This window comes from Spiroplasma alleghenense (assembly GCF_003363775.1).
GTDB classification, from domain to species: Bacteria; Bacillota_I; Bacilli_A; order Mycoplasmatales; family Mycoplasmataceae; genus Spiroplasma_B; species Spiroplasma_B alleghenense.
Window position 1 is genome coordinate 32,415 of the sequence record NZ_CP031376.1, and the last position, 14,162, is coordinate 46,576.

General features: G+C 29.9%; 18 protein-coding genes and 1 other annotated feature. All 18 genes read left to right on the plus strand.

Features of this window, described 5'->3' with window-relative positions:
* Nucleotides 1–27 precede the first annotated feature (27 nt).
* The 18 genes from SALLE_RS00150 (at nucleotide 28) to SALLE_RS00235 (ending at nucleotide 14,156) form a co-directional block, all read left to right on the plus strand.
* On the plus strand, nucleotides 28–705 hold the full coding sequence (locus SALLE_RS00150) for a uracil-DNA glycosylase (RefSeq protein ID WP_115557635.1): 678 nt from the start codon (nucleotides 28–30) through the stop codon (nucleotides 703–705).
* Nucleotides 706–726: 21 nt separating this feature from the next.
* Nucleotides 727–1,635: an ECF transporter S component gene (locus SALLE_RS00155; protein WP_115557636.1), complete on the plus strand. Its 909-nt coding sequence runs from the start codon at nucleotides 727–729 to the stop codon at nucleotides 1,633–1,635.
* Nucleotides 1,636–1,662: 27 nt separating this feature from the next.
* Nucleotides 1,663–2,991: a cysteine--tRNA ligase gene (gene cysS / locus SALLE_RS00160; RefSeq protein WP_115557637.1), complete on the plus strand. Its 1,329-nt coding sequence runs from the start codon at nucleotides 1,663–1,665 to the stop codon at nucleotides 2,989–2,991.
* Nucleotides 2,992–3,000: 9 nt separating this feature from the next.
* Nucleotides 3,001–3,729 (plus strand): 23S rRNA (guanosine(2251)-2'-O)-methyltransferase RlmB, encoded by a 729-nt coding sequence (rlmB, locus tag SALLE_RS00165; protein WP_115557638.1) that lies wholly within the window; start codon nucleotides 3,001–3,003, stop codon nucleotides 3,727–3,729.
* A 14-nt stretch (nucleotides 3,730–3,743) separates the two neighbouring features.
* The gene (locus tag SALLE_RS00170) at nucleotides 3,744–4,430 is read left to right on the plus strand and encodes a hypothetical protein (protein WP_115557639.1); all 687 of its coding nucleotides are present in this window, start codon (nucleotides 3,744–3,746) and stop codon (nucleotides 4,428–4,430) included.
* A gap of 41 nt (nucleotides 4,431–4,471) precedes the next feature.
* On the plus strand, nucleotides 4,472–4,633 hold the full coding sequence (gene rpmG / locus SALLE_RS00175) for a 50S ribosomal protein L33 (RefSeq protein WP_115557640.1): 162 nt from the start codon (nucleotides 4,472–4,474) through the stop codon (nucleotides 4,631–4,633).
* 12 nt (nucleotides 4,634–4,645) lie between these two features.
* Nucleotides 4,646–5,047: a preprotein translocase subunit SecE gene (gene secE, locus SALLE_RS00180; RefSeq protein WP_115557641.1), complete on the plus strand. Its 402-nt coding sequence runs from the start codon at nucleotides 4,646–4,648 to the stop codon at nucleotides 5,045–5,047.
* 16 nt (nucleotides 5,048–5,063) lie between these two features.
* Entirely contained in the window at nucleotides 5,064–5,684 is a 621-nt protein-coding gene (nusG, locus tag SALLE_RS00185; protein ID WP_115557642.1) for a transcription termination/antitermination protein NusG, read from the plus strand.
* A gap of 9 nt (nucleotides 5,685–5,693) precedes the next feature.
* On the plus strand, nucleotides 5,694–6,200 hold the full coding sequence (locus SALLE_RS00190; RefSeq protein ID WP_115557643.1) for a peptidylprolyl isomerase: 507 nt from the start codon (nucleotides 5,694–5,696) through the stop codon (nucleotides 6,198–6,200).
* A 117-nt stretch (nucleotides 6,201–6,317) separates the two neighbouring features.
* Complete coding sequence (rplK, locus tag SALLE_RS00195) at nucleotides 6,318–6,746, plus strand: 50S ribosomal protein L11 (RefSeq protein WP_115557644.1); 429 nt, start codon at nucleotides 6,318–6,320, stop codon at nucleotides 6,744–6,746.
* A gap of 10 nt (nucleotides 6,747–6,756) precedes the next feature.
* Nucleotides 6,757–7,443 (plus strand): 50S ribosomal protein L1, encoded by a 687-nt coding sequence (gene rplA, locus SALLE_RS00200; RefSeq protein ID WP_115557645.1) that lies wholly within the window; start codon nucleotides 6,757–6,759, stop codon nucleotides 7,441–7,443.
* 86 nt (nucleotides 7,444–7,529) lie between these two features.
* Nucleotides 7,530–7,964, plus strand: coding sequence for an N-acetyltransferase (locus tag SALLE_RS00205; RefSeq protein WP_115557646.1), 435 nt, complete (start codon nucleotides 7,530–7,532; stop codon nucleotides 7,962–7,964).
* A gap of 42 nt (nucleotides 7,965–8,006) precedes the next feature.
* Nucleotides 8,007–8,804 (plus strand): Cof-type HAD-IIB family hydrolase, encoded by a 798-nt coding sequence (locus SALLE_RS00210; RefSeq protein ID WP_115557647.1) that lies wholly within the window; start codon nucleotides 8,007–8,009, stop codon nucleotides 8,802–8,804.
* A 45-nt stretch (nucleotides 8,805–8,849) separates the two neighbouring features.
* Nucleotides 8,850–8,970: a sequence feature (ribosomal protein L10 leader region), on the plus strand.
* 17 nt (nucleotides 8,971–8,987) lie between these two features.
* The gene (gene rplJ / locus SALLE_RS00215) at nucleotides 8,988–9,491 is read left to right on the plus strand and encodes a 50S ribosomal protein L10 (protein ID WP_115557648.1); all 504 of its coding nucleotides are present in this window, start codon (nucleotides 8,988–8,990) and stop codon (nucleotides 9,489–9,491) included.
* A gap of 54 nt (nucleotides 9,492–9,545) precedes the next feature.
* The gene (gene rplL, locus SALLE_RS00220; RefSeq protein WP_115557649.1) at nucleotides 9,546–9,914 is read left to right on the plus strand and encodes a 50S ribosomal protein L7/L12; all 369 of its coding nucleotides are present in this window, start codon (nucleotides 9,546–9,548) and stop codon (nucleotides 9,912–9,914) included.
* Nucleotides 9,915–9,966: 52 nt separating this feature from the next.
* Nucleotides 9,967–10,605, plus strand: coding sequence for a CatB-related O-acetyltransferase (locus SALLE_RS06090; protein ID WP_115557650.1), 639 nt, complete (start codon nucleotides 9,967–9,969; stop codon nucleotides 10,603–10,605).
* A gap of 5 nt (nucleotides 10,606–10,610) precedes the next feature.
* Nucleotides 10,611–11,450: an SPE_1075/MLC_0560 family membrane protein gene (locus SALLE_RS00230; RefSeq protein WP_115557651.1), complete on the plus strand. Its 840-nt coding sequence runs from the start codon at nucleotides 10,611–10,613 to the stop codon at nucleotides 11,448–11,450.
* A gap of 297 nt (nucleotides 11,451–11,747) precedes the next feature.
* Entirely contained in the window at nucleotides 11,748–14,156 is a 2,409-nt protein-coding gene (locus SALLE_RS00235; RefSeq protein ID WP_115557652.1) for a lipoprotein, read from the plus strand.
* Nucleotides 14,157–14,162 lie beyond the last annotated feature (6 nt).

A 14,162-nucleotide genomic window follows, 5' to 3' on the forward strand; every position in this document is an offset into this window, starting at 1 on the left:
ATTATTTTTTTTATTTAAGGAGTAATTATGTATCCAATAAAATACATGGACGGATGAAGTGATTTCTTTGAAGAAATTCAGAAGAAACCATTTTTCATAGAATTAATTAAATTTTTACAAACAGAGTATGAAAATGAAACAGTTTTTCCGCCAAAAGAAGATGTCTTTAGGATTTTTACTCTTGTGCAACCTTGAGATATTAGTGTAATAATAATCGGACAAGACCCCTATCATAAAGCCGGACTTGCAAACGGAATTGCCTTTAGTTGCAAAAATAACCAAAAAATTCCTGCCAGTTTGAGAAATATTTTTAAAGAGCTAAAAAGCGATTTAGATATTGATCATTTTGCCAACCTAGATTTAGAAAATTGAGTTAAACAAGGTGTTTTTTTAATAAATTCAATAATGACGGTTAGAGAGAAAAAACCAGCCAGCCACAAAAACATTGGCTGAGAGGAATTTACTGAAGAGGTTCTTTATTTTATAAATAAAAAAAGCGAAAAAATTATTTATTGTTTATGAGGAAATTTCGCTAAAAGAATATATAATAAAATAAGGTATAATTTTACAAATAAAGCAATAGCAATTCATTCTGGTCATCCGTCACCATTTAGTTATCATTTATTCAAAAACACTAATCCCTTTAGCAAAATAAATGAAAAATTATCTGAAATTGGCAAAAATCCAATAGCTTGGGATAAGTAAAATTATGAGAGGAAAAGACAGATGAAAGAAATAAGCACTTGATTATTAACTGGTAATAACCTTGCTATCGTTGCATCGATTGGTTTGGGAATTATTTCTTCGTTATACATAATTTATAATGTTTGTTCGTTTTATATTCTAAAAGAGCGATATCACGGAATCAGATTTACTACAAAAAACATTGCTTACATTACAATGTTTACGGCAGTAAGTGTTAGTGTAACGGTTGTAATTTCGTTGACAATTCCAGTAACGGTTTTCCCACCAATTAGGATTGCGATTGAAGGGGTAATGGTAAAAATAGTTGGATTAATTTTTGGCCCAATTGTAGGATTAATTGTGGGTCTAATTACTGAAATACTAGTAATGCTAATGGTGCCATCTTTTATTCACCCGGCTTTTATTATTGTTATTTGTGCTTATGGTTTTATTTCTGGAGTTGGATTAAGCTTTAAAAGACTTTCTGAAAAAAATAATTGAGTAATTATGATGCTAATCACAGTATTTTTATCAATTTTACTTTTATTTTTTATAACAATAATTTCTTTTTATCCAGATAAAATTCCTTTCTTAAGTATGCAATTAAGCAGTTTTAGTTTTAACTTAATATTTGGAGTTGGGATCGGAATCACACTAATCGGTATATGGGCGTTTTATGTCACGCTAAGTGTAAAAAAGAAACATAAGTTGCTCAATCAAATATTACCAGTGATTTTAATTGCAATCGCATGTGAATATATTTCAACTACAATAATTTCTGCTTGAGGAGATACAGGATTTTTAATTTTAGACAAATCACCTGAATCGGGAGGTTATATTTTAAACGTAATCCTTAGATTAATTCAAGCCCCACTTAAAATAATAATTAACACAGCGATATTGTACTTCACTTATATGGCGGTGTCCCCATTAATTAAAAATGACCGCTAAAATTTAGATTTAAAGCGAGGGATAATAATGAAAATTTTTAATTCTTTATTTGATAATTATTCAATATTTGATAATAAAAAAGCTAAAGTATATTGTTGTGGACCAACTGTTTATGACAATATCCATATTGGAAACGCTCGCCCGATCATCACAACAGATGTTTTGGTGAGATTTTTAGAATTCCTAGAAGTTGAGGTTGACTATCTTCAAAACATAACAGATATTGATGATAAGATTATTTCTAAGGCAAAAGCAGAAAATAAAAAAGAAAGCGAAATAACTGATAGATATATCGATGATTATCTAAGAGATTTAAAAAATCTTAATATCAGAAAACCAAATAAAATAATTCCAATCAGTGAGAAAATGAATTCAATAATTGATTATATTGAGGAAATGGTAGATAAAGGCATTGCATATGAAAGCAACGGTGATGTTTATTTTGATGTTCAAGGAATAAAAAAATATGGAGAACTATCAAATCGTAAAATAGAAGAGTTAATTTCTGGAGCTCGAGTAGAAATTAATCAAAATAAGAAAAATCCTTTAGATTTCACTTTGTGAAAAAAAACTAGTGAAGGTCAATTCTGGGTAACAACATGAAGTTCTGGGAGACCGGGATGGCATACAGAATGTGTAGCTTTAATAAAAGAATATTTTAACAGTCAAATTGATTTTCATATCGGGGGAATTGATTTAAAATTTCCTCATCACGAAAATGAAAGAGCTCAGTTTCTGGGAACAGATCGCAAGGAACTTTCTAAAATTTGAGTACATAATGGTCACTTAGAGTTCAATAAGCAAAAAATGTCTAAATCAATTGGTAATATGATTTTGGTGAATGATTTTATCAATCAAAATGATGCCAATACTTTAAGATATTTGCTTTTGACAACACATTACAAGCAACCATTAGATTTTAGCGAGGATCTAGTTGGTCAATCTAAAAAAGCAATTTTAAAAATTGATAATTTAATTAAAAAGGTTCAGCTAAAAATTGCTTTAAAAGAAATTACAAAGACAACCGAACGTGAACTTGATGAAAATTATAATATCATAAATTATTTGAAAAAATTTACAGAGATAATGGAAGATGATTTAAACACACCAGTGGTAATCACTTTGATTGAAAGTATGGTTAAAGAAATAAATAAACAAGCTGATAGCAAAAAAGTTAATGGTGTAATTGATGATTTAATCACTATTTTACAAGTTCTAGGCTTTGACTTTGAAATGAAGGAATTTGATAATGAAACAATTAAGCAAATTCATAACTGAAAAGAACTTTTGGAACAAAAAAAATATGAAGAAGCTGATAAAATTCGTGAAGCATTAGTCAAGAAAAAGATAATCTAGGAGGTCAAGATGAACAATAACTATATTTATGGCAAAAATGCTGTTACAGAATTTGTTGAAAATTTTCCTGATCGAGTAGTTAGGGTATTTGTTACCAGTTCTGAAAATGCCAGCAATTTGAAGGGCAAGGTTAAAGAAATTAAAATTGTAGAAAAAGAGTATTTGGATAAAATTTTAAACACAAAAAATCTCACTCATCAAAATATCGTGTTAGAATACAAACAGTTTAATTACAGGCCCTTCAAAGAATTGTCTACTAAGAACAAGGACAACTCTAGAGCGTTTTATTTAATTTTGGACCAGATTCACGACCCATATAATTTCGGAGCAATAATTCGTTCCGCGGTATTAATGGGAGTTGACGCAATTATAATTTTAGACCATCGACAGGTTGAGGTCACCCCAACAGTAATAAAGGCTTCGGGGGGCACCGCCTTTTATATTGATATTTGTAGAGTAACAAATTTAGCAAATGCAATAAAACTTTTGAAGGAAGAAGGATTTTGAATTTACTCTTCAAATTTAAATGAGGAGTCTCAAGAATTCTCAAAGGTTTCTTTTGATACAAAAACCACGTTAATTTTAGGAAATGAAAATAAAGGAGTGGGTGACAAAATTACTAAAATTAGTGATGTAAATATTCATATCCCAACATTAAAGGTGATTGATTCACTTAATGTTTCGGTCGCCGCAGGAATTTTAATATTTAATATTGCAAGACAATTGCAAAAAATTTAAGTCTTTAAGAAATTGTGGAAAACCAAGAAATATTAGTAAGCAAATTATTAGCAAGTAGCAGAGGTATTAAAATAATAAAAAGCAGATATAAAAATCAAATCACAAAATTTCCCAACTCTTTTGATTGAAATGGTTATAGTGATTTAGAAAAAAAGTTGAATGAATATGAAAAAAATTCAAATGCTCAAATATTTCAAATCCTAAAGCCTGAAATTAAAATGGCCGCTAATAAGGCTCAAATGAAATTCCCTAGCATTCCTTTAGAACTAAATGACTTTTTAACTGAAGGATGGATTTCATTAAATGAGGCAATTATTAAATACGATTGCAAAAGAAGTGATAGGGGATTTTCGAAGTACTATCTTGATGTCGTTTATTGAAGATCAATGGATTATATAAGAAAATTTTTAACTAATAAACATAAGGCTGTTAATTTGGCTCTCACTAGATCGATTGTAAATGCAAGTTTTGATTTTGACACTCTGGATTTGGTTGAATCGGACCCATGAAAACACAATAATATCATGTCAATAATAAAAGATTTTGCGAAAAACGCTAATAATTTAGATCGCGAAATATTAGGCAATTATTTATATGGAGATGATTTGGACACCATAGCTCAAAAGGTTAATTGCGAAAAACGCTCAACCCAAAGAAAACTCCACATTGTCTTAGGTAATTTAAAAAGAAAACTTGCTTAAAATCTCGAATTATATATAATATTTAGAGATAGAGGGTATAGATTTTGGGAAGTAATAAGAGAAAAATTATTTTAGTTTGCGAAACTTGCTTGTCTCGAAATTATTCTTTAACTAAAAGTATGATGACTCAAAAAGACCGTTTGGAAATTAAGAAATTTTGCAAAATGTGTAATTTACATACAGTGCATAAAGAAACTAGATAAGGAAAAAAACTTATGGCTAAAGATAAAAACGAAAAATTAAAGATGTCAAAAGAGCAAAAGGCCGAATTAAAGTTTGAGAAGAAAAAACTTAAAGAAAACGCAAAGCAAGAACGCAAAAAAATATACGAACAACTAAATACACCATTGGCATCAGAGACAGATCCAACAAACATAGCTAAAAAAGCAAAAATGAAAAAAATCAAAAAGGAAAAAGAAAAAGGCGATTGAAAAACTAGCTTTAGAGAATTCCCGGTTAAAATGGTAAAAGAAGTTAACAAAATTAGATGAACATCTGGTAACACCTTAGGTAGAAAATTTGTCTACACACTAATTTTTGTATTTATATTTGCTGTATTTTTCTTTTTAGTTGATTTAGGACTGCAAAAATTGTTCGAAGCATTATTTATTATTTAAGAAAGAGGAAAAATCAATGACAGATACAGATATTTTAGAAAATTTAGAAGATGAATTAAGTTTATATAAGGGACAGTGGTTTGTTATAAACTGTAATAGCGGTCACGAAGAAAGAGTAAAGTCAGATTTGCTTCAAAAAATAGAGACAAACTCATTACAAAATTTAATTTTTGATATCAGAATTTCAAAAACTCCAGTTGCTAGCAAGACTGGTAAAAAATTGGAGAAAAATAAATTCCCTGGTTACATTTTTATTAACATGGAAATGACAGATGCAGCTTGATTTACAGTCCGAAACACTCCCGGAGTCACAGGATTTATTGGATCATCAGGTAAGGGCGCAAAGCCGCTTCCTCTAACATTTATGGAAGTTGCAAAAATGCTTGCCCCTGAACCAGAAGAATCTAAAAAATCAGTTTCAGGAACTGGTCCTAAAAAAGAGAAAAAAGTTTATGTAGCTTCTTTCAAAGTTAAGGACATCGTTTTAATAAAAGAAGGTCCATTCAATGGACGTGAGGGTCAAGTTGTTGAAATGGATCCAGACAAAGGTGTTGCAATAGTAAACATAGAAATGTTTGGAAGACACACTCCAACAGAAGTTTCCTATGAAAATGCAGAATTAGCATACAAACTTTAGGAGAATAAAATGAGTAAAATTAATATAAAAATAATTCTAAAAGATAATCGCGAAATGAATGCTGAGCTATTTCCTGAGAAAGCTCCAGAATCAGTTAATAAATTTCTAGAGTTGGTTAAGCAAAATTACTACGAAGACATAATTTTTCACAGAGTAATTGAGGGTTTTATGATTCAAACGGGAGGTTTTAAATCAGATTTTTCAGAATCTGATGAAACAAGTCCAATTTTTGGTGAGTTCAGTTCAAACGGATTCAAGGGAAATGATATTAAGCACTCTTTAGGGGTTTTATCAATGGCTAGAACTATGGATCCAAACAGCGCTTCGTCTCAATTTTTTATTGTTACTAAGTCATCGAACTTTCTTGATGGCGAATATGCCGCTTTTGGTAAGCTCTCTGATAGAGAAAGTGAAGCTGTGGCAATCGAAATTTCTAGAGTTAAAACGGAGTCAAAAAATTATCACGATGATGTTCCGGTTGAACCTGTAATTATTAAAGAAATAAAAATTTTATAATACATATTGAAAAATCAGCTCTTATTATGATAATATTAATAAGGCTGATTTTTATTGTGGAAGAATGACATAGTCATTTGTTTGGACCACAGCGAGAAACATAAGGAGGTGTTGCCCGTGGCTAAAAAAGTTACACGTATAGCAAAATTAGAATTTATGGCAATGCAAGCAAAACCAGGTGCAGAATTAGCTTCACTTGGTATCAACATGCCTCAATTCACACAACAATTTAATGACGCTACAAAAGATCGCGCAGGAGATGTAGTTCCTGTTGTGATTACCGCATATGATGATAAATCATTTGATTTTATTTTAAAAACTACACCAGCAGCAATTTTATTAAAAAAAGCTGCTAAATTACAAAAGGGTGCAAAATTATCAGGTTCTGAAATTGTTGCAACAATTTCAGCAGAAGAGGTAAGAAAAATTGCTGAATATAAAATGGTTGATTTGAGTGCTAATTCAGTTGAAGCAGCAATGAGAACTATCGAGGGAACAGCAAGACAAATGGGTATTAAAGTAGAAGGAATGCCTAACAAGGCTTAGGTAAGATAAAATGGCAAAATTTGGTAAAAAATACAATGCTGTTGTATCGAAAATTGACAAAAATACAGCTTACCCTATTTCTGAAGCAGCAAAACTAGCTAAAGAAACTTCTACAACTAAATTTGATTCAACAGTTGAAGTTGCTTTTAATTTAAATGTTGACCCAAGACATGCTGATCAACAAATCCGAGGTGCTTTAGTTTTACCAGCAGGTACTGGAAAAACCCAAAAAGTTTTAGTTTTAACTAACACTAAAACAAAAGAAGCTGAAGAGGGCGGAGCAGATTTCGTTGGTGGAGTTGACTTGATTCAAAAAATTCAAAAAGAAAATTGATTTGATTTTGATGTAATTATTGCAACACCAGAAATGATGGCTGAACTTGGTAAAATAGGTAAAGTTCTTGGGCCAAAAGGTTTAATGCCAAACCCAAAAACTGGTACAGTAACAGTAGATGTAAAAAAAGCATTAGATGATGTTAAAAAAGGAAAAATTGAATACAGAACTGACAAAGAAGGAAATGTTCATGCAATTCTTGGTAAGGCATCATTTAAAGAAGAACAAATTGTTCAAAACTATAACGCAATCTTTGATGCAATTAAAAAAGCTAAACCAAATGCAGTTAAAGGAAATTACATAAAAAATATCGTAATTTCGACTACAATGGGGCCGGGTATTAAAGTTGCAATTGAAGTATAAAAATATTAATTTTAAAATTAAACAGAAAACCATTCAATAAAAAAGCCTCATGTTTTGAGGCTTTTTTACTTAAAGAGGAAATTAACATGATAAGAAAATTTATTAAAAATGATATAGATCAAGTGATGTCCATTTGGCTTCAAACAAATTTAAAAACCCATAGTTACATTGAAGAGAAATATTGAAATCAAAATTACGATATTGTCAAAAAATTAATTCCAAAAGCTAAGGTGTTTGTATTTATTGATAAATCTGAAATAGTCGGATTTATTGGAGTTGCTAAAAATTATGTTGCTGGAATTTTTGTAAAAAAACAATTTCAGTCAATTGGGGTTGGAAGTCAACTTTTAGATTACGTATTTAAAAAATATAATAACTTAAAACTGAAAGTCTACAATAAAAATCAGAAGGCAATCAATTTTTATTTAAGACATGGTTTTGAAATAATTGAGGAATATGTTGATGAAGAGACCTTGGAAAAGGAAATCGAGATGCAGTGAAAGAAGAAAAAATCTAAATAATTTCATTGCTAAAAGGTATAATAATTTTAAGAGGTAAAAAATATGAAATGATGATTTTCTGATTATGATGGGACAATTAATCTAAACCATGATGACTCAATTGATAAAAGAGATTTAAAGTTTATTAATGAATTTATAGACGCAGGGAACCAATTTGCTATTGCAAGTGGTCGATTACACAAAGAAATTAAAAACGTATTATCAAAATCAAACTTAAATTATGATTACATTGTAGCTTGCAACGGAGCTGCGCTTTATGACAGTGATGATAATTTAATTCAGAATTTGCCAATTAAATTAGATGAACGTAAGGAAATTTTAGAGATTCTTGAAAGTAACAAGCACTTAATAACTGGCTACTGCGACTTGGATATAAGAAAAGATTTTAACGCAGTTTACATTAAAGAAATAAATGAAAACCCCTTTTTCATCGGTACGATCCCTTTAGAAAATAATCATGAACAGGGAACTAACGAAATACTTAACTCACCAGACATAAATATTATTTATTTTTACGGTTTAGAAGCTGAACTAATAAAAATCCAAGAAGAAGTAAATGGCACAAAACACAACTTCAAGGCAATAAAAACCCACACAAATGTATTGGAAATAGTTAACAAAAATGTATCTAAGGCTTTTGGTATTGAGTATATTATGCAAAATCATAATATCAATATTAAAGATGTAATAACTTCAGGAGATGGAGAAAACGATATAGAAATGTTGAGATTTACTAATAATTCGTTTGCTATGAAAAATTCAAAACCAAATGTATTAAAAGAGGCAAATCATGTTATTTCGAACGTTTTTGAAATTGGTGACTTCATAAAAATAAAGTAAAGTTATTTTGTTAAAAATTGCTATTTAGATTTAAATTGTGTTAAAATATAAATGCTATTCGTACCAAAGAAAGCAACTGGGTTTTACCCTTAATTCGTTGCCGAGGAATGAAAACATAAATTATGTTTTATTTTGCCTCGGTTTACCGAGGTTTTTTATTTAAATATTAAGGAGGAATATACATTGGAAAAACAATCACGTCCGGCTCATGCTAAAAAGAATGAAGTAGTACAAGAAATCGTTGGAAAAATTAAAAGTCAACAAGGTATGGTAATTGCTGAATACAAAAAAATCAGCGTTGCTGAAATTACAGAACTTAGAAAAGCTGCTTTAGAAAAAAATATCTTTATTAAAGTATATAAAGACTCATTATTCACAAGAGCGGTTGAAGAGTTGAAAATCGAAGGACTTGCAACATTCTTAACAGGTCAAAATATTTATATTTTTTCAGATGAAGAATCAATTGCACCAGCAAAACTAGTTGACGAATTTAGTAAAAAATTCCCTAACTTAAAACTAAAAGCAGGAATCTATGAAGGCCAAGTTTTAGACACAGCGGCTGTAAATGAACTTGCTTCACTACCATCAAAAGAAGAATTATACTCAATGTTTGCATCTTCACTGATCTACCCATTGCGTCAATTCATGTTATTAACAAAAGAAATCGCAAAAACCAAAGCAGAATAAAACAAACCAAAAGTACAATAGCTTATTAATTAAAAGAAACAGGAGAACAAAAAAATGGCAATCACAAAAGATGATATTATTAAAGCTTTAGAAGAAATGAAGCTAGCTGAATTAAATGATTTAGTTAAAGCAATCGAAGACCACTTCGGGGTAGTAGCTGCAGCAGCAGTAGCAGCACCAGCAGCAGGAGCAGCAGGAGCAGCAGCGCCAACAGAAGTAAACGTTTTATTAACAAATGCAGGAGCACAAAAAGTTCAAGTAATTAAAGTAGTTAAAGAATTAACTGGTTTAGGACTAATGGATGCTAAAAAATTAGTTGATGGAGAATTACCAGTAACTATTAAAGAAAACGTAAAAGTTGAAGATGCAGAAAAAATGAAAGAAGAATTAATGGCCGCAGGAGCGTCTGTTGATCTAAAATAATAAAAACTCGCCTTTTTACATTGGTGAGTTTTTTAATAAAAGAGGTTATTTTATGAGTAAAAATAAAACCGGACCCGATCCGAATAAAAAATTGAACAAGTATTTAGCAACCGATTTTTTAAAGAACTATATTAGCAACCAAAATATTGAAATCGGAGATTACACCTATTATGCTTCCCTTGATGATCCCCAAGATTTAGTAGACTTTCAAAATAAAAATATTTTATACCACTTCCCATTTATTGGTGATAAATTGATAATTGGCAAATTTTGCCAGATTGGTTATAAGACTAAATTTATTATGAATGGAGCAAATCATGACACCGATAGAATCTCTACTTATCCATTCTTTATTATGTGAAATGGATGAGAAGAACAACCAGGATTTAAAACCAATAAGGGTGATACTGTTGTGGGAAATGACGTTTGATTTGGTTACAATTGCACGATTTTGCCAGGAGTTAAAATTGGAAATGGAGCTGTAATTGGAGCCGAGGCTTTGGTTACCAAAGATGTTCCTGACTACGCTGTGGTCGGAGGAAATCCCGCTAAAATAATTTCATTTAGATTTAATGAAGAAGAAATTAAACAGTTAAATCAAATTTCATGATGAGACTGGGATTCACAAAAAATTACTGATAACCTAGAAAATTTATCAAAAAGAGACTTTAGAATATTAAAGGAGAAATAAAATCTATGAAACAGTTTATAAATGATTTCAATAAAATCATTAAAACAGAGTGAAAAATATTATTAAGCAGATTTGGAATTTTTGTTCTGGGCTGATTTTTATTTACACTATCAATCGCGCTATATACCCCAACCTCGGTTGGAGCAAGCCAAATCGATTTTACCATTTTTAACTTTTTGGGAGCCTTCAGTGACGGAGGGATTCGCCCTAATGGAGAAATTGACTTAACATCTTATTCAACATATTTATTATTATTTTATGTAATAATGATGGTTATTACTGTTATTATGGGATCTATCAATGTAGCAATTGATTATAAAAAAAATCGTAACGTACAAAAAATTTATTGATATATTTTATTTGTGATTGGGGATATCATCTCGTTATTCATTATTCCATTAGGGGTTAAAATGCAGATGTTGTATATAGATGAATCTATGTTTGCTGGTTACTCAGAAAACGCAGTGAAGATATTGAGATTTGTGGTATTCATAAGTGCATTCTTAATTTACTGTCTATCAATTGCCTTAATGGTGTATTGTGGAATAATGCCAGGAGTTTATAACTCAATTGCAGAAGAATTCAGAAAGTTAACAAAAATGTCATACCAAGCTTCAAGAATTCTATGGGACTTCTTACTAATAGTTCCTGGATTAATCTTGTTAATTTTCATAAACTGAAGCAGTGATTTAAAATTAGCTTTCTTAGGGAATTATCTATACTTTGGAACCGTATTCTTTATTTTCTTAACTGGTCCTCTGGTCGGAGTTCTATTAAAACAATTTAACAAAATTTATAATATTAAGGATAAAACTGCGGCTCTTTACCAAGAACCAAAAAATTAAAAAAACGCTTTGAAAAATTCAAGTGAACTTATTCTGTCAAGTAATAGAATAAGTTTTTTTATTCTATTACACACTCCATGCTTGTCATGGAGTTTTTTATTTATTTTTTCTAAATTATTTTAAATATTTTTAACATTAGTCAATTTATAAAAAATAAATTAAAGAAAATAATCATTTTTTGAAAATCTGTGCAATAATGCTATTGAAGTGGAAAGCGAAGAACTGAGACAAAAAGTTAACTGACTTCATTATGAATTTAGATTTTTATAAATCACTAAAAATCAGGAAGGAGTTAAAATGAAAAAATTACTGATTTTACTTAGTTCATTTTTTGTAGTTTCAACCAGTGTTAGCACAGTTGTTGCTTGCCAAAAAGATGAAAAATTTTATTACAATGGTAGTTTTTATGATTCTAGAGAAGATGTCTTCAATCAGGTTTGAAAGGATACTGAGATTTATGATGACAACGAATCAAGCTTTTCAACATATAAAGATGTTTTATACAGCGACTTAGAAATTGATAAAATGTATAACGAAATTATCAAGGAATTTCCTATTACCAAAAAATTTACTTTAAAAAATTTGGATAGTGCCCAAACTCTTGAGGATAACGAAATTATCTCCCATTTACCAATTGGGGATGATGCAAGAATAGTTACAGTTTATAAAGACGCCTTAGGAAGAGCTGTTCAAGATAAGAAGCAAGCTATCGAGAGCTACTTAAGCGGGACAACGTGATTTGTTTCTGAAGACAGTATAAATAATAAGAATTATTTTAAACATGAATATGAAATAAAAAATTATTTATATAATGAAAAGATTCAAAAATTAAAGGTTGATACTAAAACCCAGTGTTATGATGGGGGACTTGGAAAATGCCTCGTCAAAGAAAGGATCATGCAAAAAATTAGAAACAATACTTTTAGACAATTTAATTTTGATGGGTTTGAGTGAGATGATGGTATTGCGTCTAATATGGAAGGGCTGCCGGACTACAAAATTCAAAAATATATTGACTCAATGATAAGACAAAGTCAAAACTCTAAAAACGCTTTTTTACTAGAAATAAATCAAGATTATGACAATTTTTATGGAGACACTTTAATTTGAAAAGATGCTTCTTTGGAAACTATGAAAGACAAGCTCAAAGAATGAAGGGTGATTGATCAACAATCAATAAGTCCTGTTTTTTGAAATACATTGGCGTTAAGCAAATTCTTCAAAACAATTATCGACGTTTTTTCAAGTAAGAAACCGGAATCTTGAAATATTAAAAATGATTTATTTCAAAATAACGAAAGTAAGTACGAAGAATTTAGAGAAGTTTTTGACTCTGTGTCTGACCTACCATTAGAATCACCGGAATTTGATGCTAACTTTAGTATTAAAAAAAATGAGGAAATGCTTTCGAAAATTAAGGGCGTTAAAAATGAATTAAAATCTTTAATCTTCTTAAAAAAAATTTTGGAAGAAGTGGCGGTTACAAGAAATTATGATAAGGAAGAAGAATTGGAAAAATTCAACAATCTTATCAACGAAATAATTGGCAACATTTTTACAAAAAATATGAACTATGATTCTGCTAAAGCATTTAAGGAAATTAGTGTTAATAATAAATTCTTTAGTTTTGATTTTATTAATTTAATTTTGCAGCCCGGAGTTTTGAGAAAGAAAGAAGATGAGTCGGAAATAGATTTTGTAAATAATTTACAAAAATCAGTTGACAGTTTTGCTGAAACCGTTGGGGGTGTTGGTTCAGTTGCCAAAATTCCTGAATTGAGTTTCTTAAGTGATGTATGGAAATTGACAAGCGTATTGTCGCCTGTAGAAAATAAATTATTACAATTAGATTTTGGTGACAATCAAATACTTTATTACAAAGCAACGGGATTTAAAATTCCTATAATAAATATCTCCCTTGGTAACCAGGTTGCTTCAAATTTTATTAATCCAATAAAAGTAATTGACAGTAATGAAATTAGAGGACCTCAAGGAGGCTGATTATTTTTAAACACAATTTACGATACAAAGCAAAGAGCAATTGAGGCGCTAAAAATATATATGGTAAAATATCCTGAAAAATTTAAGGAGATAAAAGTTAAATTGGTTAACGGGCAGTCAGACTTTCCTAGCAGGGATATAGAAAATAAGGGTAAGGACTATTCAGATAAACAAATTGAGAGTTACATTAACGATACTTTTGATTATAAATATAAAAATAACCCGATGGAAACCTTTACTGATGGATTTGGTCGCTATTTTAATACAAAAAAATCAGCTCTTGAAAGTTTAAATAATAATCTTGAAAAGTCGAATTTCGAAACCGTTTATGTTCCTTATAATGAAAATCTTAAAAAAATACCCTTGGGCGAAAAGCGGGATCTTTTAGAAGCCAACAAATATTATATTGAAAAAATACTTTGTGAATCAAAAGAAGTTTTATCAACAGACCTGATAGCTAATCCTGTTTATGATGAATCAGAAAACAACATCAGTGTCAGTTCGGATTTTTATCAAGTTTTCTTTAAGGGCAAACTGAGAAACTTTAGAACCTATGAAGATGCTAAATACTTTATAATTAGGAATTCAAAAATAGATTCAGGAATTTATAACTCTGAAAAAAATTTTGTCACATACAAAGGTAATATTTTTAAAGATATTAGTAATTTAGAAAGCTATATTTCAAAACAAATAATCAAAGTTTAAAGGAGG